General features: G+C 43.4%; 21 protein-coding genes. 11 read left to right on the forward strand and 10 right to left on the reverse strand.

Going from position 1 to position 23,279, the window contains the following annotated elements; translation table 11 throughout:
• Positions 1-3: 3 nt before the first annotated feature.
• From ACI882_RS01185 to ACI882_RS01210, 6 genes are all read left to right on the forward strand, one after another.
• Complete coding sequence (locus tag ACI882_RS01185) at positions 4-870, forward strand: carbohydrate ABC transporter permease (protein WP_411743025.1); 867 nt, start codon at positions 4-6, stop codon at positions 868-870.
• Complete coding sequence (locus ACI882_RS01190) at positions 870-1,772, forward strand: carbohydrate ABC transporter permease (protein WP_411743026.1); 903 nt, start codon at positions 870-872, stop codon at positions 1,770-1,772. The genes ACI882_RS01185 and ACI882_RS01190 overlap by 1 nt, the downstream gene beginning before the upstream one ends.
• 132 nt (positions 1,773-1,904) lie before the next feature.
• A complete protein-coding gene (locus tag ACI882_RS01195; RefSeq protein ID WP_411743027.1) occupies positions 1,905-3,215 on the forward strand; it encodes an ABC transporter substrate-binding protein in 1,311 nt (436 codons plus the stop codon).
• Between the two features lie 55 nt (positions 3,216-3,270).
• The gene (locus ACI882_RS01200) at positions 3,271-4,290 is read left to right on the forward strand and encodes a LacI family DNA-binding transcriptional regulator (protein ID WP_411743028.1); all 1,020 of its coding nucleotides are present in this window, start codon (positions 3,271-3,273) and stop codon (positions 4,288-4,290) included.
• Positions 4,291-4,325: 35 nt separating this feature from the next.
• Positions 4,326-5,282 carry a family 43 glycosylhydrolase gene (locus tag ACI882_RS01205; RefSeq protein WP_411743029.1) on the forward strand — a complete coding sequence of 319 codons (957 nt, stop codon included), beginning with the start codon at positions 4,326-4,328 and terminating at the stop codon, positions 5,280-5,282.
• 313 nt (positions 5,283-5,595) lie between these two features.
• A complete protein-coding gene (locus tag ACI882_RS01210) occupies positions 5,596-7,602 on the forward strand; it encodes a methyl-accepting chemotaxis protein (protein ID WP_411743030.1) in 2,007 nt (668 codons plus the stop codon).
• Between the two features lie 688 nt (positions 7,603-8,290).
• Here the strand turns inward: ACI882_RS01210 and ACI882_RS01215 are convergent.
• Entirely contained in the window at positions 8,291-8,845 is a 555-nt protein-coding gene (locus tag ACI882_RS01215; RefSeq protein WP_411746548.1) for a peroxiredoxin-like family protein, read from the reverse strand.
• A 61-nt stretch (positions 8,846-8,906) separates the two neighbouring features.
• On the opposite strand from ACI882_RS01215, the gene ACI882_RS01220 reads away from it, so the two are divergent.
• Positions 8,907-9,863 carry a LysR family transcriptional regulator gene (locus tag ACI882_RS01220; protein ID WP_411745922.1) on the forward strand — a complete coding sequence of 319 codons (957 nt, stop codon included), beginning with the start codon at positions 8,907-8,909 and terminating at the stop codon, positions 9,861-9,863.
• Positions 9,864-10,125: 262 nt separating this feature from the next.
• On the opposite strand, the gene ACI882_RS01225 is transcribed toward ACI882_RS01220, so the two are convergent.
• The 4 genes from ACI882_RS01225 to ACI882_RS01240 all read right to left on the reverse strand — a co-directional run bounded on the left by ACI882_RS01225 (position 10,126) and on the right by ACI882_RS01240 (position 14,689).
• Positions 10,126-11,100: an ABC transporter permease subunit gene (locus tag ACI882_RS01225; RefSeq protein ID WP_411745921.1), complete on the reverse strand. Its 975-nt coding sequence runs from the start codon at positions 11,098-11,100 to the stop codon at positions 10,126-10,128.
• On the reverse strand, positions 11,090-12,112 hold the full coding sequence (locus ACI882_RS01230) for an ABC transporter permease (protein ID WP_411746547.1): 1,023 nt from the start codon (positions 12,110-12,112) through the stop codon (positions 11,090-11,092). The genes ACI882_RS01225 and ACI882_RS01230 overlap by 11 nt, the downstream gene beginning before the upstream one ends.
• A 21-nt stretch (positions 12,113-12,133) precedes the next feature.
• Positions 12,134-13,648: a sugar ABC transporter ATP-binding protein gene (locus tag ACI882_RS01235; protein ID WP_411746546.1), complete on the reverse strand. Its 1,515-nt coding sequence runs from the start codon at positions 13,646-13,648 to the stop codon at positions 12,134-12,136.
• Between the two features lie 90 nt (positions 13,649-13,738).
• Positions 13,739-14,689 (reverse strand): ABC transporter substrate-binding protein, encoded by a 951-nt coding sequence (locus ACI882_RS01240; RefSeq protein ID WP_411745548.1) that lies wholly within the window; start codon positions 14,687-14,689, stop codon positions 13,739-13,741.
• Between the two features lie 627 nt (positions 14,690-15,316).
• Here ACI882_RS01240 and chvE point away from each other — a divergent pair.
• The 4 genes from chvE to ACI882_RS01260 all read left to right on the forward strand — a co-directional run bounded on the left by chvE (position 15,317) and on the right by ACI882_RS01260 (position 20,348).
• Positions 15,317-16,402, forward strand: a complete 1,086-nt coding sequence (chvE, locus tag ACI882_RS01245; protein ID WP_411745549.1) for a multiple monosaccharide ABC transporter substrate-binding protein — start codon at positions 15,317-15,319, stop codon at positions 16,400-16,402.
• 58 nt (positions 16,403-16,460) lie between these two features.
• The gene (gene mmsA, locus ACI882_RS01250; RefSeq protein WP_411745550.1) at positions 16,461-18,011 is read left to right on the forward strand and encodes a multiple monosaccharide ABC transporter ATP-binding protein; all 1,551 of its coding nucleotides are present in this window, start codon (positions 16,461-16,463) and stop codon (positions 18,009-18,011) included.
• The gene (gene mmsB / locus ACI882_RS01255) at positions 17,992-19,200 is read left to right on the forward strand and encodes a multiple monosaccharide ABC transporter permease (protein WP_411745551.1); all 1,209 of its coding nucleotides are present in this window, start codon (positions 17,992-17,994) and stop codon (positions 19,198-19,200) included. The genes mmsA and mmsB overlap by 20 nt, the downstream gene beginning before the upstream one ends.
• Positions 19,201-19,298: 98 nt before the next feature.
• Complete coding sequence (locus ACI882_RS01260) at positions 19,299-20,348, forward strand: aldose epimerase family protein (RefSeq protein ID WP_411745552.1); 1,050 nt, start codon at positions 19,299-19,301, stop codon at positions 20,346-20,348.
• A 177-nt stretch (positions 20,349-20,525) separates the two neighbouring features.
• On the opposite strand, the gene ACI882_RS01265 is transcribed toward ACI882_RS01260, so the two are convergent.
• The 5 genes from ACI882_RS01265 to ACI882_RS01285 form a co-directional block, all read right to left on the reverse strand.
• The gene (locus ACI882_RS01265) at positions 20,526-21,113 is read right to left on the reverse strand and encodes a LysE family transporter (RefSeq protein ID WP_411746545.1); all 588 of its coding nucleotides are present in this window, start codon (positions 21,111-21,113) and stop codon (positions 20,526-20,528) included.
• Between the two features lie 137 nt (positions 21,114-21,250).
• Entirely contained in the window at positions 21,251-21,445 is a 195-nt protein-coding gene (locus tag ACI882_RS01270) for a hypothetical protein (protein WP_411748431.1), read from the reverse strand.
• A 5-nt stretch (positions 21,446-21,450) separates the two neighbouring features.
• Positions 21,451-22,155 carry a LysR family transcriptional regulator gene (locus ACI882_RS01275; protein WP_411746718.1) on the reverse strand — a complete coding sequence of 235 codons (705 nt, stop codon included), beginning with the start codon at positions 22,153-22,155 and terminating at the stop codon, positions 21,451-21,453.
• 485 nt (positions 22,156-22,640) lie between these two features.
• Positions 22,641-23,135 (reverse strand): transcription elongation factor GreB, encoded by a 495-nt coding sequence (gene greB / locus ACI882_RS01280; RefSeq protein WP_411745714.1) that lies wholly within the window; start codon positions 23,133-23,135, stop codon positions 22,641-22,643.
• The gene (locus ACI882_RS01285; RefSeq protein WP_411745715.1) at positions 23,132-23,278 is read right to left on the reverse strand and encodes a hypothetical protein; all 147 of its coding nucleotides are present in this window, start codon (positions 23,276-23,278) and stop codon (positions 23,132-23,134) included. Before ACI882_RS01285 ends, greB begins: the two co-directional genes overlap by 4 nt.
• Position 23,279 lies beyond the last annotated feature (1 nt).

Below are 23,279 nucleotides of genomic sequence, written 5' to 3' on the forward strand. Positions count from 1 at the left end.
CGTATGAATAAGCGTATTGATTGGGCGGCTTATGCCTTCTTAGCGCCTTACTTACTGATTTTCATTACTATGATTGTCATTCCTTTGGTTTGGGGTATTAATCTCAGTATGCAGAAAGCCGATTTATTTGGCCCCGGTGAGTACGTTGGCTTTGATAACTATCGCCGCTTATTCGACAACAAGATTTTCCTCCAAACGGTAGGTAATACCTTTAAATTTGTTTTGTTTACGGTGCCACCCTTGGTGGTCTTGGGTTTAGGTTTAGCCTTAAGCTTGAACAAAGAGACAAGACTCCCAAGTATTTTGCGTGGCATCTTTTTTTCTTCAACGGTTCTGTCAGTCACAGTAGTTACCTTGATTTGGCGAATCATATTCATTCCTAATGATGGCCTGATCGCCAATTTGTTTACTCACTATGGCTGGGAACCTATTGCCTTTCTTTCTGATCCGGATTGGGCATTAATTTCAGTTGCTGTTGCAACCATTTGGTGGTGTCTTGGTTTACCTATGATGCTGTTTGTTGCGGCGTTGCAACAAATTCCAAAAGATCTATACGAGGCAGCTGCAATCGATGGCGCCAATAAATGGAATGAGTTTTTTAGAATTACATTACCCAGTATTTTACGCACCATTATTCTTGTTATCATTATTGAAATTGTTATGCAGTTCCAATTGTTTGGTCAAGCGTTGCTGATGACCCAAGGTGGGCCAAATAATACCTCACGTTCCATCGTCATGTTTATTTACGATGCTGGTTTCCGTCGATGGGACATTGGCTCAGCGGCCGCGGCGTCACAAATCCTATTCTTGCTTATCTTAATTGCCGCCATGGCGCAGTTCATGGTTAGCCGTAAGAAAGGAGAAGAGTAATGATTCAGCCCGATACTGTTACACACACTGATTCTCTACAAAAAAGGGCGAGCGCAATGTTGCTAACGGGTTTCTTTAGACGGTTGAGCATGAAGCATGTCTTGATCGCGTTGATGGTTATTTTTTCGATCATCATGTTAGCGCCATTTTTATGGACCGTTGGGCTCAGCTTAAAATCCAACCAAGAACTGATGATGGGAACCGATGCTGTTTTTCGATTTCCTTACACCTTGAAAAACTACACGGATATTTTTCAAAACTCGCATGTTTTCCGTTGGTTGACGAATAGCCTGGTTGTTTCGCTCGGTATGACCACGGGTGTTTTGTTGATGTCGTCATTAGCTGGCTATGCCTTTGCGAGACTAGAGTTCCCATTCCGAAAAACCATTTTTATAATTGTGTTGATGGGGCTAGCCGTACCAGAGCAGGCGGTGATTATTGCGCGCCATCAGATATTCAGTTCACTGACACTACACAACACCTACATAGGTTTAATTTTACCTGGCCTTTCAGCGCCATTCGGTGTCTTTTTAATGACACAGTTTTTTAAAGCGATACCTAGAGAGATTGATGAAGCGGCGATGCTCGATAACGCCAGCAAGTTAACTATTTTTTGGAAAGTGTTGTTGCCTCTAACACTGCCGGCACAAGCGACCTTGGGTATTCTTACTTTCTTAACGTCGTGGAACGATTATTTTTGGCCACTTATTTCTGCGACCGAACAAGATATGTTTACGCTGACGGTGGGTATAGCGTCTTCACAACAAAACTTTGCCCAAAGTGAAGGGCTTGGCTTCCTTGCATCTCAGGCGATTTTCTCGGCATTGCCCATTTTAATCGTCTATGTGATTTTTCAGAAACACATTGTCACAGCCGTAGCTGGAGGTGGCGTTAAACAATAACGACTCACGAAGTAATCGGTGCTCAGCCAAGGACTGTCTGAGTACCAAACCGGTTAACGCCGGATTGAGAAAATTTGCATTGCAATTAACAAACGTTAAACCACGAAAATAAAACTGAAAAAGGTTTATAAAATGATTAAACAACAATGGATCGTCCCAGTAGCTCTGGCCTCTTGTATGGCCGCAACGGGCGCAATGGCTAAAACAGAATTACATTTACAACGCTTCTTTGGTGCATGTGAAGCAGAGTATGGTGAAAACACCGATGTCAGTTCAGCTGAAGGTGAATGCGGTATTATGACCTCACTGATCAATCAGTTTGATGCAGAGCATCCCGATATTAAGGTGAAAGTGACCACGGTAGAATGGCCAGGGTATGATCAGCTGACCGCTCAAATGGCAAGCCGGACACCACCAGATTTGGTAACGATGCACAATTCAGTTATCTCTGACTATCAATCACGTCAATTGATCTTGCCGATTAATGATTTGCTAGACCAAGGTGGTGTTAGTACGAATGATTTCACGTCAACGTCATTGAATGGTGTTATGCGCGATGGAAAAGTGTTCGGCATGCCTATGGATACATGGACAATGTTGTATCACGTCAATACTGACCTTATGGCAGAAGCGGGTTTGATGAACGCCGACGGTACGCCAATGTTGCCTAGCAGCTCGGCAGAAATGTTGACCATGGCGCGACAGTTTAAAGAAAAAACAGGCAAGCCATATTTGATTCAGATTTTATCGAATGAAACCGCAGCCTATACCCGTATGTTCTACACCTACCTGTTTCAGCAAGACTCCAACTTTTTCGCTAACCCCGATAAAGTGTCTCTGCAAACAGAAGCGGCGCGTACCATTTTGAAACATTTCAAACAGGTATACGATGAAGGCTTAACCACTAAGAACATGGACTATCCGGCAACGGTATCTGCTTTCTCAAATGCTGAAGGTGGCATCTTGATGAATGGTAACTGGTTGTTAGGTGCTTATACGGCTGAATCAAATAAATCTGATAGCGCATTGTATAACGCTTATGCCGCGTACCCTTATCCACAGTTGTATGCCAACGATGATTTGTATGTTGATGGTCACTCTTGGGTAATGCCGAACAAAAAGCGTAACAAAAAGGATTTGGCAGCAACGGCCGCATTCTTCAAATTCATGGCAGAGAATGATTTTGAATGGTCTCGTACTGGTCATCTACCAAGTATGAAAGCTGTGTTGGAAAACCCTGACTTTCAAGCACTGCCTTATCGTTCAGAGCTAATGAGTGTGACCACGCGTGGTAAAGGTTTACCAGGTGGCGTTAAGCGTCAGTTCGCGGTACAAGACATTATTGGTGAAGAACTGGCTTCTGCTATTACGGGTGTGAAGTCAATTGATGATGCATTGCTCGATGCAGAAGAACGAGTGAACGATTTACTAGGTAACCTATAGTCGGTTTGGTGTGTTGGAGGGGGCATCCCCTCCTTTTTAAAAACAAGAAGGCTTTATGCGCAAGAAAAAAGTAACCATGCTCGACATAGCCACTGCAGTGGGTGTTTCTCAGCCGACAGTGTCTGTCATTTTAAATGGTGCGGGCAACATTAAAGTGTCGGAAGAAACCAAACAACGCGTGTTTCAAAAAGCGGAAGAATTGGGTTACCAGTTCAAAACAGTTAGACACGGTTACAAGCACAAACGCATCGCTCTGATTGTAAACAGCTTGAATATGCACGACCCTTTTATCAATGCAATATCGGCAGCTAAAGACAGGGCATGGGAAAGAGACGCGGTGCTCACGGTTTTCGATTACGAAGATAACGAAGACTTGAAGCTGGCTATCTACGATGAAGTTCGAGCAGGGCAATACAGTGGGGTGATTTATGCATCCAATACGCCACGTGAAATCGATAGCGTTGACGTGATTAAAGTGGATCGTCGTGTATTGTTAAATTGTTTTGACCCCGAGAATGATCAAATACCAGCATTGTTGCCCGCCGACTCGCTTGGTGGATATCGAGCTTGTGAACACTTGATCGAACAAGGCCACCATCGTATTGCTATTATCTGTGGTGAAGCCTGGTCATTGTCATCTATTGATCGTGAAAAAGGGTTTCGGCAAGCGCTGGCCAACAATGGTTTGCCAGTATATGAAGACTATATCGGCTATGGCAACTGGTCGGTTAAACAAGCATTTTTAGCGACAGAGATACTTCTCGATTTAGAAAAACCTCCGCAAGCTATTTTCAGCGCGAGTGACTTAATGGCGCTGGGTGTATACCAAGCAATTCATAAGCGAGGCCTACGTGTACCGGAAGACATTGCCGTTATCGGCTTTGATAATCAATTGCTCGCTAGCGAGATGACGCCGAGCTTAAGCAGTATTGAATTACCCTACGATGAAATGGCGCGGTTGGCTGTTGATCGACTACTGGACAGTCGGCTACCGGAATTTCCAATTACAAAAGTTGAAGGTGAGTTTTTCCTACGAGAATCTTCACGAACGTCATTACCGGAAGAAAACAATTGAGATTAGTAGGGTCTGACCATAGAGAACCTTATAACATGAATATTTGTAACCCGATTATTGAATGTCGTGCCGATCCGCATGTCTACCTACATACGGATGGTACTTATTATTTTACCGCGTCAGTGCCAGAATATGATCGTATTGAATTACGCCGTTCCAGTTCACTGACCGATTTAGACTCAACACAAGAAATCGTGACGGTCTGGCATAAGCCTGATACTGGCCCATACAGTGATTTGATTTGGGCGCCCGAAATCCACTACATGGATGGACTTTGGGTAATCTACTTTGCGGCGGCACCGAATCGCGATATTAAAGACGATGCGTTTCAACATCGTATGTACGCCATCACCTGTGAGGCGGAAGATCCGATTGCATCGCCGTGGACTTTCGCAGGCCAAGTCGATTCTGGTATCGACAGTTTTTGTCTCGACGCAACTTTGTTTAAACGGCATGATCAATGGTATTACTTGTGGGCACAGAAAAGCCCAGATAAACCCGGTAATTCTTGCTTGTATATTGCAACCATGAAAAGCGCGACCGAGTTATCAAGCGAACCGGTGATGTTAACCGCACCAGAATTGGATTGGGAAGTCCGTGGTTTCCTTGTTAACGAAGGACCTTCGGTGATCCAACGACACGGTAAAATTTTTGTGACTTATTCAGCCAGCGCCACCGATGAACGCTACTGCATGGGCCTGCTATCGATAGATGAAAATGCCGACTTACTCAATGCTAAACTTTGGCATAAATCGCCAACACCTGTATTTCAAACAGATGAAGAGCGAGAAATTTTCGGACCTGGTCATAACAGCTTTACCCGCAGTCAAGATGGTAAAACGGACTACCTCATCTATCACGCGCGAAACTACAAGGGCATTGAAGGTGATCCTTTGTGGGACCCAAACCGACATACTTGTGTCCATGTCTTGCAGTGGAATGACCATGGCGAGCCGGTATTTGGGCGCCCAGCGCAACGCGTTACTCTGTAATATTAACGCTGGTTAAAGCCCGAAATTTCAAGTAGATCAGGTTATTCGGGCTTCTCCTCTAGACCAGGTTCTTAGTTTTTAGCAAGAAACGAGGGGAAATGGTTCAATTTCAAGCGTTAACTACATGCCTACTTTGTCGAAGGGCAGTGTGACAACGCCGCAATTGTCGATATATATAGCAGGAAAGTGAATAATTTAAACTCACACGCAGCCGATATAATTGACACACTCGATGCTGTAAATGTCTGAAAATTCATGCCTTCATTTATACGTTCATTTCTAATAATTCACTATAAGATCTGGGAAGAACGCTATGCAAGTTACATTAATCCAAAGAATCGTTGTAGGATTTACCCTTGTTCTATTAATTGTTATTGCCATTTCTAGCTCCACGTTTATTTCGCAACGGCGTACGTCAGAGCAAATGTACATAACCTCGACCACCGTACCAACTATGTTCGATCAGTTTGGAAAATCGCTGGATTTGATGCGTTTAGCCAATCAAGCCATGTTGCAACACGCAACCTCTGAAAGTGAAGACAGCCGTGAACTACTAAGACGTGAGTTTGATGAAACTCGAGCCGCCTACGATGCGCAAGCACGCGGCCTGATCGAGTCGTTGGCCGCGTATCCCGACATATTGACAACATTTGAAACAGCAAATATAGCCACCAAAGATATGATGGCGCAGGCCAAGTTGCATTTTGATGTGCAAGACCAGCGGGTAGTGGCCCGTGCAAATTCACTCAATAAGCTCACTGAATTTGCAAGTGAGTTTCAGTACTTTTCAGAAGATATTGACGATCTAGTAGAAGAGGCGGAAGAGGATATAGGCTCTGCCGACGTTTTAGAGGAGATCGCAAACCTGGCGACTCAAGGCGACGGAGTACAGCTCTACCTGATTAAAACCTTAGCGATTCGTGATGATAAACGTTTCAATACGTTTGCCCAGGAACTAGAGCGCTATATGCAATTGATGGATGAAAGCATCTCCTCTATTGAACAGGTGGATGCAGACTTAATTGAAGACTTTAAGTTTTATCAGACATTACTCAAGAGTGCGATATCTGATCCAAACGGTTTATTCCAACAACATCTTGCCTATGTCACATTAGACAACCGATCAGCACAGCTGTTGCAAGAGGTTTCTCTAAAGGCAGAAGTGTCCAGTCAGCAACTAGATGAAACGATGCAACACATTCAAAGCTTGGCAACTCAGGCGCGGTTGAATGCCGACAACGTTTTTAAGCAGTCGTCAGTGATAAACTTCGTATTAGCCATCGTGTCGCTATTTGTGGCCGTACTCATTGCGTCGACAATTGTGGTGTCTATTCGCAAACCTTTAAAAACTATCATCAGATCGTTAAAGCGTGTTGCCTCTGGAGATTTAAGTCACACTATTACCGAAACATACAAATCTGAAATGGGCTTGGTGGTTGATGACATTAACGATCTCAACAGTCAGCTCAACCAGTTGATTGGTCAAATACAGCAATCAGCCAGTACCATCAGTTCCGTTGCGAAAGATAATTTAGAAAAGAGTGAACAAACTAACCAAAGTATCGCCTTGCAACGCAGTCGAACTGAGTCGGTCGCCGCGGCCGTCACTCAAATGGATGCAGCTGTGCATGAAGTTGCCAACCACGCAGTGGATGCTAGTAACGAAGTGTCTCAGGTTACAGAGAATGCACAGACCAACATGAAAAACATGAGTCAAAACCTGTTCTTTGCAAATGAGTTGAAAACCTCGCTTGTGTCGGCTTCGAATGTTATTGAAAGTTTGTCAGAAGAATCTCAACGAATCGGCGATATTCTTAGTGTCATTCAAGGGATTGCAGAGCAAACCAACCTACTAGCACTCAACGCCGCCATTGAAGCGGCTCGTGCTGGCGAGCAGGGGCGTGGGTTTGCTGTTGTTGCCGACGAAGTGAGAACGCTAGCAAACCGTACCCAGCAGTCTGCTAATGAAATTGGTGAGATGATAGGGAGCTTGCAACGACAAGCGGGAAACGCGGTCGCATTGGTTCGTGACAATCTATCGCGTGCCGACCAGACGGTTATTCAAACAGAGCAGACAACCGCCCTGTTGGAAGACATGGTAAACAGTTTGGCGAATGTAAATGATAAAAGTCGTTCCATCGCGTCAGCGTCTGAACAGCAAAGTGCGGTCGCAAAAGAGGTTGCTGAAAATATCGTGCAGATATCCAGTATGACCGAAGATATTGAAGCTAATTCAGTGCAAGCTGCGGAAAATAGTGAATCTTTAAATCGATTGTCGTCGGAGCAGTCTGCATTGACTCAACGATTCAAACTGAAGTAATTGTATTTTTCAATTGCAGTGAATTAGGTTGCGCAGCAGCCTCTGCTGCCTATAAGCCTCAATAGTATTCCACCTTGGTAGAAGTAAGGCCGATTTCCAGGGGTGTTTGCTGGCTAGTACCATATCAATCCAACAGCGTTTGCACTGACCTCCCGAGGCCGATGTGCCAGCGCTCGGGTGTCGGGAAAATGTGTTATAGGTCTTCTCTGTTGATCATCACTATCAAAAAATTATGATAGTCATTTATATGTCGATGGCTCAGGCATTTCTTTTCAGAAAGGGTCTCAAAACGGTTTTTCAGGTTTTAAAGCGTATTTCCCTTTGCTTCATCGTCATTCGTAATTAGAAAGATGAGCCGAAATTATCGAGTGAACGGAATAGGGAAGGTGTTTGAGGTATGTTTACGTGGGTGGTTTTCCGATTTAATGGTTGAGGTTTTTGGCGAGAAGGTCATGCGTGCGCGAACGGCTTTTGGTACGATGTCGGTTCGGGGTATTTTGCCGATTATTATAGATTCGATTTTTGAAGTGATTTGATAGTTAATTTCTCTTAGCCGTGTTGATTGAACCTGAGGTTTCTGTTTTTCAACGCAGTAAGGATTAACATCAGGCCGATGGAGTGGGCTGGTGCTTCACACTAATACCAGCCCGAACTTAGTCGTTGGTATGTAGGCAACGTTGTTGGCTTGTTAGGCCGTGGCCGAATTCTGGACACGATGTTGTTGGGCAAGCGCTAGTAACTGGTCCACCGACCATTGATCATCTGCATGAACTCCATAGTGGGTGGCGAGTACAATGCCGCGTTTGTTCAACAGGAAATCGGCAGGTACGCCGTTCACTCCACCACTGAGGTCTCGCTTTAACTTTTTTGAATGAAACATCCCTGCCATTGCAGAGCCGATTGCTTGCGGGTGTAACAATGCTAACCGGGACTGTTCGACTCCGAATTGCCGGTAGTAATGTTTGTCTGGGTCTGCAATGCAATCGAAAGGCAATTCCGCTTGGTAACGCAGCAATTCAGCTCGCGAAGAGTGGAAAACCACAACCTCCCGTATTCCTAAACTTTGAATTTCCGGATACCGATTGGACACAGTCCTCAGGTGTAAGTTGCATACAGGGCAACCTGCGAATCGTCTGAATTGTAAGTGGACGAATGCCGATTCTGAGTCGGCCAGTTGAACCGTCTTTTGCTGAATAGTTTGAAATGTTATCGCTGAGAGTTGATCGCCTGGATTTACTTTCATTTCGTACGAGCCCTATGGTTACTGTTCGGTGAGTGGTCTTGGTTGATGGACATAAGGCTACTTGAGTGTAATACTCTTAACAATTGTTATTAAATTAACTCATTGTTTAGAAAAAATGACAACACCACAGCAAATTTCGCGACTCCTCATTTTTACCGAAGTGATGAAACAAGGCTCTTTTACGAAAGCGGCCATACACTTGGGCATGACTAAATCGGCCGTGAGTCAAAACATTTCGCGTTTAGAAGCGGATTTGAACAGCCGGTTGTTAAATCGAACAACACGAGGCATTTCCGCAACGCCGTTAGGTGAGCGTTTGTATTCACGCTCCTCAATGATGGCTGATCAAGCTGATTATATTTTGGAAGAAATTGCCAATGATCAGGCAAGTCCATCTGGTCAATTTTCGATTACATATCCGCATGCGTTGGAAGCTAATATTGTTTTGCCTGCCATTGAGCAATTGAGTTTAGAATTCCCAAAGCTCACGTTTCGATTAGTTGCGGATGATCAAGCGTTGGACTTGGTTACCCATAATTTAGACGCGGCAATCCATGTTGGTGAATTAGCAGATAGCAGCTACCGTGCATTACCGATTGGGGAGTTAAATGAATGGTTTTGTGCCACTCCCCAATACCTGAATGAACATGACGAATTTGAAATTGCTGAGGATATTGAACGCCACCGATGGATTACCACGCCTTGGCAAAAAAGGAAATTTACACTCACCAATGTAAAACACCTATCTGTTTTTAGTTTGAAGCCAACTGCTTTTATTCATGCGCATTCATTCCCGGGCGTTTTGCATTTAGTTCAGTCGCATATTGGGTTTGGTTTACTACCCAATATTAACGTTCAAACGTTGATCCGAAATAAACAATTAGTGCGTGTGTTACCGGATTGGACCGGACCTCGTTGGCCAGTATATTTATTGCATGCCTACCAAAGTGAAAGACCGGTCCATATTCGTCGGTTTCATCAATTGATAAAGCAATATTTTGAGAATTGTTTGCGATAAATGTTTAAACGGTTACTGTTAACTTAATACTCTCAATCCAAAATAGGAATTGTTCGTAAACGATCAACAAACCCTACCTTGACGAGCTTTCATTATTTCATTCGTAATCGTCATATCAACATGCCATAGCATTCGCTATCTAATGTCTGCTTCCGCATAGTAGTCATTATCGTCAAGCTACATAAGCTCAGATAAGCGATGTTTCGAAAGGCGAATTGGCCATATGTGACTCCTCCTTCTATCAAGAGAGGAGTCTGGCTCGTTAAGTTACGTCGTCAATAGAATATTTATTAGCCCAGGCCAAAATAAATTTCTGCATTAAAATAAAACCGAGCAGTAACACGCCGATCACAATTCGGGTTGAGGATGCATTGAGCGTGCCGTTGAAATTTATCAGTTGCTGAATTACGCCTAACGTTAGACCGCCAACAAAGGCTCCAAATACAAAGCCAACACCGCCGGTGAGCAAGGTACCGCCAAGAACGACCGCGGCTATCGCATCAAGTTCTACAGCAATACCTATCTCTGGATAAGCCGAGCCAGTAGCCACGGCAAATAATATTCCAGCAACTGAGCTGTATAAGCCACTGAGGGCGTAAATTTTTACCGTCGTCCAAGTGACGTTGACACCCAGTAGTGAAGCTGAATGTGAGTCGCCACCCAATGCATAGACATTATGACCAAATCGAGTAAATCGCGAAACGATCACACCAATGGCTAAAAATATTAGCATGATGATCGCGACGAAATTCAGTTCACCCTGGCCAATGTAAACCCCAAATTCAGACAACGTTGTCATAAATGGGTGATCAATTTTGACCTGTTGGGTATTGATCACATAGCCCAGGCCACGAAACATAAACATGCCCGCAAGCGTCACAATAAAGGGCTGTATTTTAAACACTGCAATGATGATCCCCATGATCATACCGAGTAGGGTACCGACGATCACAGATATGATTATTGCCACAACCGGGTGAATCTGAAGTTTTACAACCAGTAACGCCATTAGCGCGCAAATAAATGCGATCATCGAGCCAACAGATAAATCAATACCGCCCGAGAGAATCACAAATGCCATACCTACGGCAGTGACAATGATAAAGGCATTGTCTGTCAGTAGATAACCTAACAGGCGTAAGCCGAAGAAACCGTTATAGGCAAAGCAGCCAAAGGCATAGAGAAGAATAAGGACGGCAATGGCCGAGAACAGAGGTAGCGTGCGCTCATTCAGCATGTTGTTTCTCCTTTCGGCTATTTTTAAAGCGCTTGATTGCGCTTTGAGTTGTCTCTGATTGCAGCAATAGGACGGCTAAAATGATGCAGGCTTTTACAATCAAGTTGTATTCGACCGGTACTCCGCTACTGAAAATAATTGTCGTCAGTGTTTGAATAATCAGTGCGCCGATAATGGTTAATCCTAGATAGATTCGACCTCCATTAAGAGAACCACCTGCCAGTACCACTGCTAAAATGGCGTCTAGCTCTAGCCATAATCCCAAGCGATTGATTTCAGCGATGCTGACATCTGCAATTAAAATGATGCCGGCAATCGAGGCACACATGCCTGAAAAAATGTACGCAATCACTTTTAGCATTTTCGCTTCAATGCCGACCAAACGACTGGCATTGGCGTTAGCGCCAACGGATTCTAAAAACAAACCCAGAGCAGTCTTGCGCAGTAAAATGACGGTAAGCGTAATGATCACCGCTACAATCCAAATACGAACGGGCAGAGCTAAAAACATGCCACTGCCAATGATGTCCATCGGCACACTGTCGAAGCTAACAGACCGACCCCCGGTAATCAATTGCGCGATACCACGTCCAGAAACCATAAGTATGAGTGTGGCGATAATGGGCTGAATACCGATGAGCGATACCATGATGCCATTGGCGAGCCCGATAACCGCGCCCGCCGCTATAGAAATCGCAACCACGAGTACAAATGGCAGTTGTGTTTCCGTGATAAGAATAGCGGCGATCGCGCCACAAATTGCGACGACACTGCCCACCGATAAGTCGATACCCTTAGTGCCGATGACAACCGCCATGCCAAGCGCAATGATGGCTGTTGGCGTTGCGCGAACGAGTATGTCAATTAGGCTGCCGTACAAGCGGCCATCTTTCATTTCAATGTTAATGAAGCTAGGTTCAATAACACTCATGACCAAAATTATGGCAAACAGTGACAGCACCGGCCCCCATATTTTCGGATTAATATTGATCCATTTCATAGCTAACGTCATATTTATCACCCGTTTTAATGACTACTGCGCGATTGCGCTCACAATTGATTTTTGACTGATTTCAGACCCTGTTAATTCAGAGACTTTTACTCGGTCTTTCATCACCACAACGCGATGCGCAAAAATAACCAATTCTTCAAGTTCGGAAGACGCAACGAGTAAACTCATCCCTTGTTCACACAGTTCTTTCATAATGTGAATGATCTCGTGGTGTGCACCAACATCAATACCTCGGGTTGGTTCGTCTAGCAATAATAGGTTCGGTTGAGTCAGTAACCAGCGAGCCAAAATAACTTTTTGTTGGTTGCCTCCGCTGAGTTCACCAATCGCCTTATTCATGTTGGGCGTTTTAATCGCTAGGCGATTAATCATGTCTTCTACCATCGCTTTTTGCTCAACCATCGGTATGGGTTTGAGCCAACCTCGCTTGGCTTGCAATGCTAGAATCATGTTTTCACGGACACTCAGTTCCGCGACAATGCCTTCAACCTTCCGGTCTTCTGGACAATAAGCCATACCTGCATCAATGGCCTGTTTGGGTGTTTTGATCTGTACGCGTTTTCCATCGAGGTGCATCTCGCCCTGATCTGCCGCTTCTGCCCCGAAAATAATATTGCATAATTCTGACCGTCCAGAGCCCAACATGCCGGCCAATCCAACAATTTCACCCTTGGCGAGAGAAAGATCCGCGGGGGCAATGTAGCGTTCTTTGCCATAAGCAGAAATGGTAAAAATGGTGTCCTTGTTTTCTTCTTGATGTTCGGCAGAACCTTGTGCGAGTTCGTCTAATGATTTCCCAACCATGGCTTGTATTAGTTCGGTTTGGGGTAGATCCACTGTATTGTAGGTGCCGACATAAGAACCGTTACGAAGCACGGTGATACGGTCTGTGATTTCATACACTTGGTCTAGGAAATGTGTAACAAAAATAACACTTATCCCTTGTGATTTTAGTTGGCGCATTAGATCAAACAGACGGCTGACTTCTTTAGAATCTAAACTTGCGGTCGGTTCATCGAGTACCAAAAGTTTAGCTTCGGTACCGAGTGCCCGGGCGATGGCAATTAACTGTTGCACGGCGATTGAATAGCGATCCAACTGTTTGGATGGGTCAATATCCAGCCCAACACGGGCAAGCATCTTTCGGGCTAGTGCTTCAGATTTTTTTCGACTGATTAAGCCGAACTTTCGTGGCTGATTAGTCAGCGTTAAGTTTTCAGTCACGGTCATGGTTGGGATCAAGTTGACTTCCTGATACACCGTACTAATGCCAAGCGTTTGTGCGTGACCGGCATCATCTGCAGAGAATTCGTGACCATCAAAAATAAACTGCCCAGAATCACGACTGTAAACACCCGTCAAAACTTTGATGAATGTCGACTTGCCAGCGCCGTTCTCACCCAGTAGGGCATGAATTTCGCCTTCGTCTATTGTGAATGACACGTTGTTTAGCGCTTGAACACCGGAAAAACCTTTAGAAATGTTTTGGATGTCTAGCAATGCTCGGGTGGGTGTTGTTTTGTCTAAGGCATTCATAATGCACTCTTTTTATTATTCCGATATTTACTAAAAAATAGGCAATGGGTACGTACCCATTACCTATTAACTGCTTACGCCTCGATGTAATTATTTACGATTTGCGTATTCTGCTGCGGCTGTATCAGGATAGAACAAACCGCCAGGTACCGTAATGCGTTTAGGAACGTCTTTACCGGCTAAATGATCTTCTAGTGCATCAAACGCGGCGGCGCCTTGATACGGGCTAAGCTCCAACGTTACATTGGTTTCGCCATCGGCCATAGTTTTGAAGATGTCTGCAATCGCATCAACAGATCCTATCAATATATCTTTACTTGGCTTTAACCCAGCTTCTTTGATGGCTTGAGCCGCACCAATTGCCATGTTGTCGTTATGGGCCCATACCGCGCAAATGTTGTCTCCGCCATAGGTCTTTAAGAAACTCTCCATAACTTCTTTACCGCCTGTGGCACTCCAGCTACCGGTTTGCGACGCGATGATCTCCATGCCTGGGAAGTTCTGAATAACATTAGCAAAACCTGCTTGACGTTTGATTGCCGCATCAGCACCGACAGCACCTTGCAATTCGACGATATCACACGTGCCTTCGGTTTCAACGGCTAGCCATGCGCCAATCATGGCACCTTCCATCGTGAAATCTGAACCTACGCTGGTCACATACAAGCTTGAATCTGAGTCTAAACCACGGTCGACTAATACAACCGGAATTTTAGCACGTTGAGCTTCTTTCAATACTTTGTCCCAACCGGTTGTGACTAGTGGTGCTAGCACAATACCGTCGACACCTTGAGCAATGAATGAACGGATCGCTTTAATCTGATTCTCTTGTTTGCCTTGTCCATCAGAGAATTTGAAGTTATAGCCGCGAGATTCTGCTTCGGCTTTAGTTGCGTTAGTAAACGCTGTACGCCAACCAGATTCTGAGCCCGTTTGGGCAAAACCGACGGTTAACTCTGCCATAGCAGACATGGACGCAAAGGCTACAACGCTGCAACCGAGGGTTAGTTTTATCGCCTTATTTAAGATTTGGGACTTCATGATAATGCTCCATTTATTGTTTTATTTTTCTGGTCTGTATCCGATTTCATTCATCGGGTAAACCGAGTTTAATCCATTTAACTTGGTGATAAATGCCTCGCTAGCTCATTAAACAGTTATTTCCATATACCTAGCTATAAAATCCTTGAAGCTCAAAGAAGTTGGGTTGACCGGGCCGTTTATGACCAGAATTACGGGTCCAATTAACTGTAGATCCCAACCATTTATCAGCGAATTAGAAGCAATAATAGGGCTTTGGGCCCTCTACGACTTCGATCCTAGCGCTGCTTCGACGAGTGGCTAGAGTGTAATTTGAAAGTGAAATACTTGTAGCATGAATTACCCATTTTAGTGCTTAGACGAAAGTCTAATACCAACTGAGTTCATGTGCTTATGTGACGTATTTGTTTAAAAAACCCTTAAGCATATAGATTTTTTTTAACTGGCTCAGTGGGCAGAAACCTAAATTTTCTGACTATTTGCTGCTGACTTTATGGAGTAATCGGCTACATCTAATGCTAGCGGTAGGCAACCGAATATGGCGTGGTTAGACTGCGATTAAGTACACGGATCGGCGCTTTGCCAGTCAGTACTATTTCCATACATACCACAAAAATAAGATGTGCGATGTCTGAGTCGCAATGGAGTATTAATATGAAGATGATGCGAACACTACTGACGGCTGCTCTCGCGACGGCCCTGTCATTCACCGCAACCGCGGTTCTGGCCAAAGATACGGTTGGTATTGCAATGCCCACTAAATCATCTTCTCGCTGGATTGCAGATGGCGAGAATATGGTAAAACAACTTAAAGAAGCGGGTTATAAAACTTTTTTGCAATATGCAGAAGATGATATTCCTACGCAGTTGTCTCAAGTAGAAAACATGATTGTACGCGGTGTTGATGTTTTAGTCATTGCAGCGATTGATGGGACTACTCTCTCAAGTGCCCTTAAAAAAGCAGCCGATGCAGGCATTAAAGTCGTTGCTTACGATCGTTTAATCGTCGGTTCACCACATGTTGACTACTACGCGACGTTTAATAACTTCCAAGTCGGTGTGTTGCAAGCACAAGGTATTGAATCTGCGTTAGGTCTTGATGCCGGAAAAGGCCCATTCAATATAGAATTATTTGGTGGCTCACCAGATGATAACAATGCGTATTTTTTCTATGACGGTGCAATGTCTGTTCTACAACCTTACATTGATGCGGGTAAGTTAAATGTGGTTTCTGGTCAGACGGGTATGGACAAAGTTTCTACTCTACGTTGGGATGGTGCGGTTGCACAATCTCGTATGGATAACCTATTGAGTGCTCACTACAGCAGTAAGCGCATCGACGCTGTATTATCACCTTATGATGGCTTGAGTATTGGTATCTTGTCATCTTTAAAAGGAGTTGGTTACGGTTCAGGTAATATGCCGATGCCGATCATCTCTGGCCAAGATGCCGAAATTCCATCGGTTAAATCAATCCTAGCAGGTGAGCAAACCGCCACTATATTTAAAGATACTCGTGAACTTGCGCGCGTTACCGTTGGAATGGTGAATGCATTGATGACAGGGTCTGAACCTGAAATTAATGACACGAAAACTTATGACAATGGCGTGAAAATTGTTCCTTCCTACTTGCTGAAGCCAGTATTGGTCGATATTTCCAACTGGGAAGATGTATTAATCGGTAGCGGTTACTACAAACGTTCACAATTGTAATAGCCCTGTGCGCCCAGAACTCTCTGGGCGCTTTTTATTGTAATAAGTGAGGTATGCAATGACGGCTATCTTAGAAATGCGTGGCATCACTAAGACATTTCCGGGTGTCAAAGCATTGGATAACGTTAATCTGACGGTCCAAGAAGGCGAAATCCACGCAATAGTGGGTGAGAACGGCGCTGGGAAGTCCACTCTAATGAAGGTACTCAGTGGTGTACATCCGGCCGATAGTTATGACGGCGACATCGTTTATGAAGGCAATACACAGTCCTTTCGTGGGATATCAGACAGTGAAGCCAAAGGCATTATCATTATTCATCAGGAATTGGCATTAGTCCCACAGTTGTCGATCGCTGAAAACATATTCTTAGGTAATGAACAAGCAAAAAACGGATTCATTAACTGGGAAACAACGTTTAGAAAAACCCATGAATTATTAGCGAAAGTAGGTTTAACGGATTCGCCGGATTCACTTATTTTAGACATCGGTGTCGGCAAACAGCAGTTGGTTGAAATTGCTAAAGCCCTTTCTAAAAACGTAAAGCTATTAATTCTTGATGAACCAACAGCCAGTTTAAACGAAAAAGACAGTGATGCACTCATGGAGCTGCTGTTGGAGTTTAAGCGCCAAGGCATGTCAGCGATTCTGATTTCACACAAACTCAATGAAGTTCGAAAAGTAGCCGATACGATTACCGTTATACGAGACGGCGCATCCGTAAAAGCGCTCGATTGCGTTGCAGACGGAATTGAAGAAGCAGAAATCGTTAAACACATGGTTGGCCGCTCAATGGAAGATCGTTTCCCGCCGAAAACCGCCACGGTGGGTGAAACGGTATTGGAAGTCGAAAACTGGAATGTATTTCACCATCTAAAACGCGATCGCCAAGTAGTAAAGAATGTCAACCTAACGGTGAGTCGCGGTGAGGTGGTCGGTATTGCCGGTTTAATGGGCGCAGGCCGAACCGAACTAGCAATGAGTCTATTTGGTAAATCCTACGGCCGAAACATTTCCGGTACGGTTAAGTTACGAGGCGAGGAGCATAAATTTAATAGCGTTGACGAAGCGGTGAAGGCCGGTTTGGCCTACGTGACGGAAGATCGAAAAAACTACGGCTTGGTGTTAATCGAAGACATTGTTAAAAATATCACGTTGTCTAACTTAAATGCCGTCTCGAGTTCAGGTGTTATTGACAGTAATGGTGAGTCGAAAGTGGCAGAAAAATATCGCCAGGATCTGAACATCAAATGTTCGAATGTGTATCAAAAAACCGTCAACCTTTCCGGCGGGAATCAACAAAAAGTTGTTTTATCGAAATGGTTGTTTTCCAATCCTGATGTTTTGATATTGGATGAACCGACTCGCGGTATTGACGTCGGCGCCAAGTATGAAATTTATAGCATCATTGATCAGCTTGCAGCAGAAGGAAAGGGTGTCTTGATGATTTCATCCGAGCTTCCTGAACTGTTGGGAATGTGTGATCGAATATACGTTATGAACGAGGGCGCGATGATCGGTGAGTTGCCAGTAGCAGACGCCTCTCAAGAAGCAATTATGTCAATTATTATGAAGGCTGGGAGTAAAGACCATGTCCACACAATCAACTAGTGTCAAACCGCTGGCAGGTAATAAAAAGCCAGTTGTAACCAAATCTTGGAAGGGCAATATCCGTGAGTATGGCATGTTGATTGCGCTTGTCGTGATCATGCTATTTTTCCAAGTGCTGACCGATGGTGTTTTGTTGAAGCCATTGAACCTTACGAACTTGGTGCTGCAAAACAGCTATATCATCATCATGGCGATTGGTATGTTGTTGGTTATTGTTGCGGGTCATATCGATCTGTCTGTTGGTTCTGTCGTCGGCTTTGTTGGTGCGCTGGCAGCGGTATTAATGGTCAATTTTAATTGGCCAATGATACCTACAGTGATCGTCTGCTTAATTGCTGGCGGCTTGATTGGCGCCGCACAGGGCTACTGGGTGGCGTATTATCGCATCCCCGCATTTATTGTAACGTTGGCCGGTATGTTGGTGTTTAAAGGGTTAACATTAGCCTTATTAAACGGTCAATCGGTAGGCCCATTTCCAGAATCATTCCAGCGATTAAGCTCAGGATTTATCCCCGATCTTTTTGGTGAAGGTGGATTTCATGTTACGTCGTTTTTGATCGGCATCTTACTGATCGCGTTCTTGTTCATTACTGGATACAGGCAACGTCAAAAGCAGATTGCACATGAAATTGCTGTCGAATCGTTACAGGTTTTTCTAATCAAAAATGGTGTATTGTCACTCGCGGCTGGGTATATCCTGTATCTGCTGTCAACCTATCAAGGTCTGCCAAATGTATTGATCATTATGGCGCTACTGATTTCGGCATATACATTTTTTACCAATAAAACGATTGTAGGTCGGCGCATTTATGCCATTGGTGGTAATGAAAAAGCCGCCTTATTATCGGGCATCAATACCAAGCGCCTTACCTTTCTTACATTTGCAAATATGGGCGTGTTAGCCGCCTTAGCCGGAATGGTTTTCGCTGCTCGTTTGAATACCGCGACGCCCAAAGCAGGGTTGGCGTTTGAGCTAGATGTCATTGCAGCTGTATTTATTGGCGGGGCCTCCATGCAAGGTGGCGTCGGTAAGGTAATCGGTGCGGTTGTCGGTGCATTAGTCATGGGCGTGATGAATAACGGCATGTCGATCATGGGCCTCGGTATCGATTGGCAACAAGTCATTAAAGGGTTGGTTTTGTTGGCGGCGGTGATCTTCGACGTTTACAACAAAAATAAGTCAACCTAGCATTTTTTCTATCATATGTTGGACCTTTGCCCGCTAATGCGGGCCTTTTTATGCCGCCCTAGTTTTAATGCTTACCATTCATGGATCAGGAAAATAGTATGTCGATAACAGTAGAAGATTTTGGTCAATTACCGGATGGTCGATACGTTCGACGGTATCGGCTCACTAACCGTCGAGGAACCATCGCCAGCTTTGTTGATTACGGCGCTGCGTGGATGGGCTTTCAACGACCTGAAGATACGGAAAGTCTTGTCTTAGGTTGTGATACGTTAGAAGCCCTGTTAAATCAAACGGCTTTTTTAGGGTCAACAGTCGGCCGTTATGCTAACCGAATTGCCAATGGGCAGTTTGAATTGGATGGTAAGCGACTGCAGGTTGATCAAAACGAAGGGCGTCATCATTTGCATGGCGGCGTAGAAAATTTCACACAAACACTGTGGACCGTTGAGGAACAGCAAGATATTCAGAACGGAGTCATGATTCGATTTTCACACAACTCACCGTCAGGTAACGGTGGATTTCCGGGTAATGTGCAAGTTAGTGTCGACATTAGGTTGACCGACGACGACCGAGTCGAGTTTCGTTATCGTGCGAGTTCAGATACCAAGACCGTATTTGGCATGACAAACCATGTTTACTTTAACCTGGATGGCCGAACGGCAGGCTCGCTAGAGAACCATGAGTTCTGTATTCCTGCTCAAACCGTTGTGGATGTTGATGCGAATGCGATACCCAATGGGGAGCTAGTCGAGATTAAAAATACACCACTAGATTTGTTGAACTGGACCAACGTAGATGCGGTTTTGAGTCAAACCAACGACTCTCGCTTGCTTCGCGCAGGAGGTTTTGACCATTGCTTTTGTTACCCAAATGACAACGTCTTGCGACAAGTTGCTTCAGCAAAATCTGAAATGTCGAATGTGCAATTAACCTGTTCGTCCAATCAGCCGGGGCTTCAGTTCTATTCGGGTAATTTTCTAGCGAATACACCCTATGGCACTAACGAGAACTATCAGAAATATGGAGGGTTTTGTTTTGAGCCTGGGCAGTGGCCGGATTCACCGAACCAACCTACGTTTCCGAACAGTGTATTAGAGGAAGGTGAAGTCTATGACTCTGTTATAATCTATGAGTTTTCACCTTGTTAATATTCATATTGTAGTGATAGAATTTCAGATTGATTGAAATCAAGTTTGCGTGTAAATACTTATTTACAGTTTCATGCCAATGGCTTTAGGTGCCCACTATTGTAAATATGCCATCCTTATTATCGGGAAAAGCTCATAGTCGACCCTTGCATAGACCGTCAAGTTAACGCTATATTTTTAATGCAGTAAGAGTGCAACCGCACATTGCAAAAGAAGGAATGCCAATATAATATTTATTGTTCGATAATATTTAAAATATGTGTGTTGTAATAACCCTCCGAAGAATATCCAAGTCATGGTGGCAATCGAACCTACTGTAGCAATAATTATTTCAAAAAATAAAAGCATTCCCAGAGATGAGTAATAAGGTGTAACATATCCTGTTAGAGCAGTAATTCCAAATAGAAATATTTTTACATTAACAATTTGAAGGATAAAGCCAATCCAAAAAGAGGGCTGTTTGTCAGATTTCTTATTGTCGGGTTTGCTAATTGCAACCCCATAGGCTAGCCATAAAATATAAATAACTCCTGCATATGTAAGTACACTCATAATTGGGTTTATTAAATTGTTTAATCCAAAAATAAACAAGGCGCATAAAGATTGTACAAAAAAATAACCGCAAAATATCCCGAAGTATAAAGGCTTTCCTTTTTTCCATCCATAATTAGTCATTGTATTTAATGCCAAAATATTACCCGGACCCGGTGTAAAAGCATTTACTATTACGTATATACAAAATGATAATAATACTTGAATTCCCATACCGCATTCACTCTTCAATATAAATAATTAACAGCAAAATTATAAGGGTATTTCTCAGTTATAGCATAATACTTAAAAATCATAACTCGGTATAACAGAAAGCTATAGCAGGGTGAGAGGGGGATACAAGTTTTTATTTATAATTTCTGCTTAACATTTTTTAAAGCATCCATATATATTTCACCAAGTTGCGATAACGTGACATCTTTGTGCTGAATAATTCCTACACGTATAAGTTCATCTACATTAAGAGGGGCAGCAATAATATCATCCCCATGAAGATACTTAGGAAAGATTCCCGAAGAAATGGTGTAACCGTTGAGTCCAATCATAAAATTTACAATGGCTGCCCTGTCACTGACTTTAATGCTTTTTTCACACTTCTAGTGCTGAAGATTTCTTCTGAAAAATAAAAGGAATTGTACTCTCCTTGTTCAAAAGAAAGACAAGGATAGTCATCTAATTCTTCCAGATCAATTGATTCTCTGTCAGCTAAAGGATGTCTTTTACTAATAAATACATGTGGTTGTGCAGTAAATAATTCTGAAAATACTAAATCAGTTTCTCTCAAAAGTTTTAATAAAATAGATTCATTGTAATTACTTAAATATATAATTCCTAACTCGCTTCGTAAGTTTTTAACATCATCAATGATTTCATATGTCTTTGTTTCACGAAGTGTAAACTCGTACTCAGAAGATCCAAACTCTTTTACAAGTTCCACAAAAGCATTTGCTGCAAAAGTATAATGCTGAGTTGAAATAGAAAAATATTGTTTACCGGGTTTTTCACTTAAATATCTTTCTTCAAGCATGTTAAATTGCTGCAATACCTGTCTTGCATAACCCAGAAACTCGGCTCCTTTATTAGTAACAGTAACGCCTCGGTTCGTTCTAATGAATATAGTAATCTTAACATCCCTTTCCAATTCCTTAATTGCTGTCGATAGTCTTGGCTGGGAGATGAATAAACTTCTTGCTGCTTCATTCATGGACCCCTTACTTGCTACTTCTAATACATATTTTAATTGTTGCAAAGTCAATTTGAACGCCTCCTTTTAAAAATTCCAATCATTAATTTAACAATAGCGGCATTTTACTAGATAGATGTTACCATTTTTATTTCAAGCACATTCAAATTTACGGGATCCTCTAGAAGTTTTTTCGTTAAATGGCACTTTTAGTGTGCAGCCTGTCGGAGTTGGACGAACATGTTGGGTGAGTTGTGATGACGTGGATTAATTAGAAATAATTTGCCTATAGGAGTCTTGCCTCAAATTTGGACTGGGAGAAGTGATCATAAGGTAACCATTCATACCGCCACGTAATTATATTTCATTAAGCGCCACGCTTACTTTTATCTCACATTCTGATCACGACGTGAGATTCACATGACCCAAACAACCATCATCAAACGCGTTTATCGATCTAGCCTCTCTTGCCGACGCCAACGGTCAACAAAGTGCTGCCTGGCACATCACGCTCAAACTGTGCAATGGTACCAAACTCGTTTTGAGCCAAGCCTGATTTATATGTCGGCTTCCTTTGGCTGTAAATCGTACCGAATATTTACAATCTCCCAATGCTTGCTACCTTCTGGTGTGCGAACTGTTATTTCATCATCCATAGCTCTTCCTACGCAGGCTCTTGCCATCGGTGAGTCAACTGAAATGAATGCTTTGTTCCAATAAATTTCTTCTGGTCCAACAATTCGAAATTCAAGAGTATCGCTTTCCTCATTCCCGAGTTCGACCCATGCTCCAAAATAAGCTTTTCCTTCTTGTTGAGGGTCATAATCGACGACTTTTACATCGAAAAGGTATTTTCGTAAAAATCGAACACGGCGGTCAATTTCACGAAGCTTCCTCTTATTTGTGGTGTAGTCGGCATTTTCCGATCTGTCTCCAAGGCTTGCAGCCCAAGTGACTATTTTAGTAATTTCAGGGCGTTCTTTTCTCCAAAGGGTGTCCAGCTCATTTTGCAGCCGCTCGTAACCTTCTCTCGTGACTATTTTTGTTTTCATAAATATCTTAGTGCCTTTTCAAGAGCATCCGTTGTTGCTGCCTTAAATACCACTTCACCGATTTCATCGATCAGTTCACCATAGTCTGATCGCTTAACGGCTTCAATTTTAAACTCTTCTGTATAACGCTTACCTTTGCTCATA

Origin of the sequence: Reinekea sp., from assembly GCF_046710285.1 — a bacterium.
Taxonomy (GTDB): domain Bacteria; phylum Pseudomonadota; class Gammaproteobacteria; order Pseudomonadales; family Natronospirillaceae; genus Reinekea.

What these genes read in the sequence shown, in the direction of transcription:
- ACI882_RS01185 (WP_411743025.1), top strand. Translation starts at nt 4, where the DNA reads ATGAATAAGCGTATTGATTGGGCGGCTTATGCCTTCTTAGCGCCTTAC.
- ACI882_RS01190 (WP_411743026.1), top strand. Translation starts at nt 870, where the DNA reads ATGATTCAGCCCGATACTGTTACACACACTGATTCTCTACAAAAAAGG.
- ACI882_RS01195 (WP_411743027.1), top strand. Translation starts at nt 1,905, where the DNA reads ATGATTAAACAACAATGGATCGTCCCAGTAGCTCTGGCCTCTTGTATG.
- ACI882_RS01200 (WP_411743028.1), top strand. Translation starts at nt 3,271, where the DNA reads ATGCGCAAGAAAAAAGTAACCATGCTCGACATAGCCACTGCAGTGGGT.
- ACI882_RS01205 (WP_411743029.1), top strand. Translation starts at nt 4,326, where the DNA reads ATGAATATTTGTAACCCGATTATTGAATGTCGTGCCGATCCGCATGTC.
- ACI882_RS01210 (WP_411743030.1), top strand. Translation starts at nt 5,596, where the DNA reads ATGCAAGTTACATTAATCCAAAGAATCGTTGTAGGATTTACCCTTGTT.
- ACI882_RS01215 (WP_411746548.1), bottom strand. Translation starts at nt 8,845, where the DNA reads ATGAAAGTAAATCCAGGCGATCAACTCTCAGCGATAACATTTCAAACT.
- ACI882_RS01225 (WP_411745921.1), bottom strand. Translation starts at nt 11,100, where the DNA reads ATGCTGAATGAGCGCACGCTACCTCTGTTCTCGGCCATTGCCGTCCTT.
- ACI882_RS01230 (WP_411746547.1), bottom strand. Translation starts at nt 12,112, where the DNA reads ATGACGTTAGCTATGAAATGGATCAATATTAATCCGAAAATATGGGGG.
- ACI882_RS01235 (WP_411746546.1), bottom strand. Translation starts at nt 13,648, where the DNA reads ATGAATGCCTTAGACAAAACAACACCCACCCGAGCATTGCTAGACATC.
- ACI882_RS01240 (WP_411745548.1), bottom strand. Translation starts at nt 14,689, where the DNA reads ATGAAGTCCCAAATCTTAAATAAGGCGATAAAACTAACCCTCGGTTGC.
- chvE (WP_411745549.1), top strand. Translation starts at nt 15,317, where the DNA reads ATGTCTGAGTCGCAATGGAGTATTAATATGAAGATGATGCGAACACTA.
- mmsA (WP_411745550.1), top strand. Translation starts at nt 16,461, where the DNA reads ATGACGGCTATCTTAGAAATGCGTGGCATCACTAAGACATTTCCGGGT.
- mmsB (WP_411745551.1), top strand. Translation starts at nt 17,992, where the DNA reads ATGTCCACACAATCAACTAGTGTCAAACCGCTGGCAGGTAATAAAAAG.
- ACI882_RS01260 (WP_411745552.1), top strand. Translation starts at nt 19,299, where the DNA reads ATGTCGATAACAGTAGAAGATTTTGGTCAATTACCGGATGGTCGATAC.
- ACI882_RS01265 (WP_411746545.1), bottom strand. Translation starts at nt 21,113, where the DNA reads ATGGGAATTCAAGTATTATTATCATTTTGTATATACGTAATAGTAAAT.
- ACI882_RS01270 (WP_411748431.1), bottom strand. Translation starts at nt 21,445, where the DNA reads ATGATTGGACTCAACGGTTACACCATTTCTTCGGGAATCTTTCCTAAG.
- greB (WP_411745714.1), bottom strand. Translation starts at nt 23,135, where the DNA reads ATGAAAACAAAAATAGTCACGAGAGAAGGTTACGAGCGGCTGCAAAAT.
- ACI882_RS01285 (WP_411745715.1), bottom strand. Translation starts at nt 23,278, where the DNA reads ATGAGCAAAGGTAAGCGTTATACAGAAGAGTTTAAAATTGAAGCCGTT.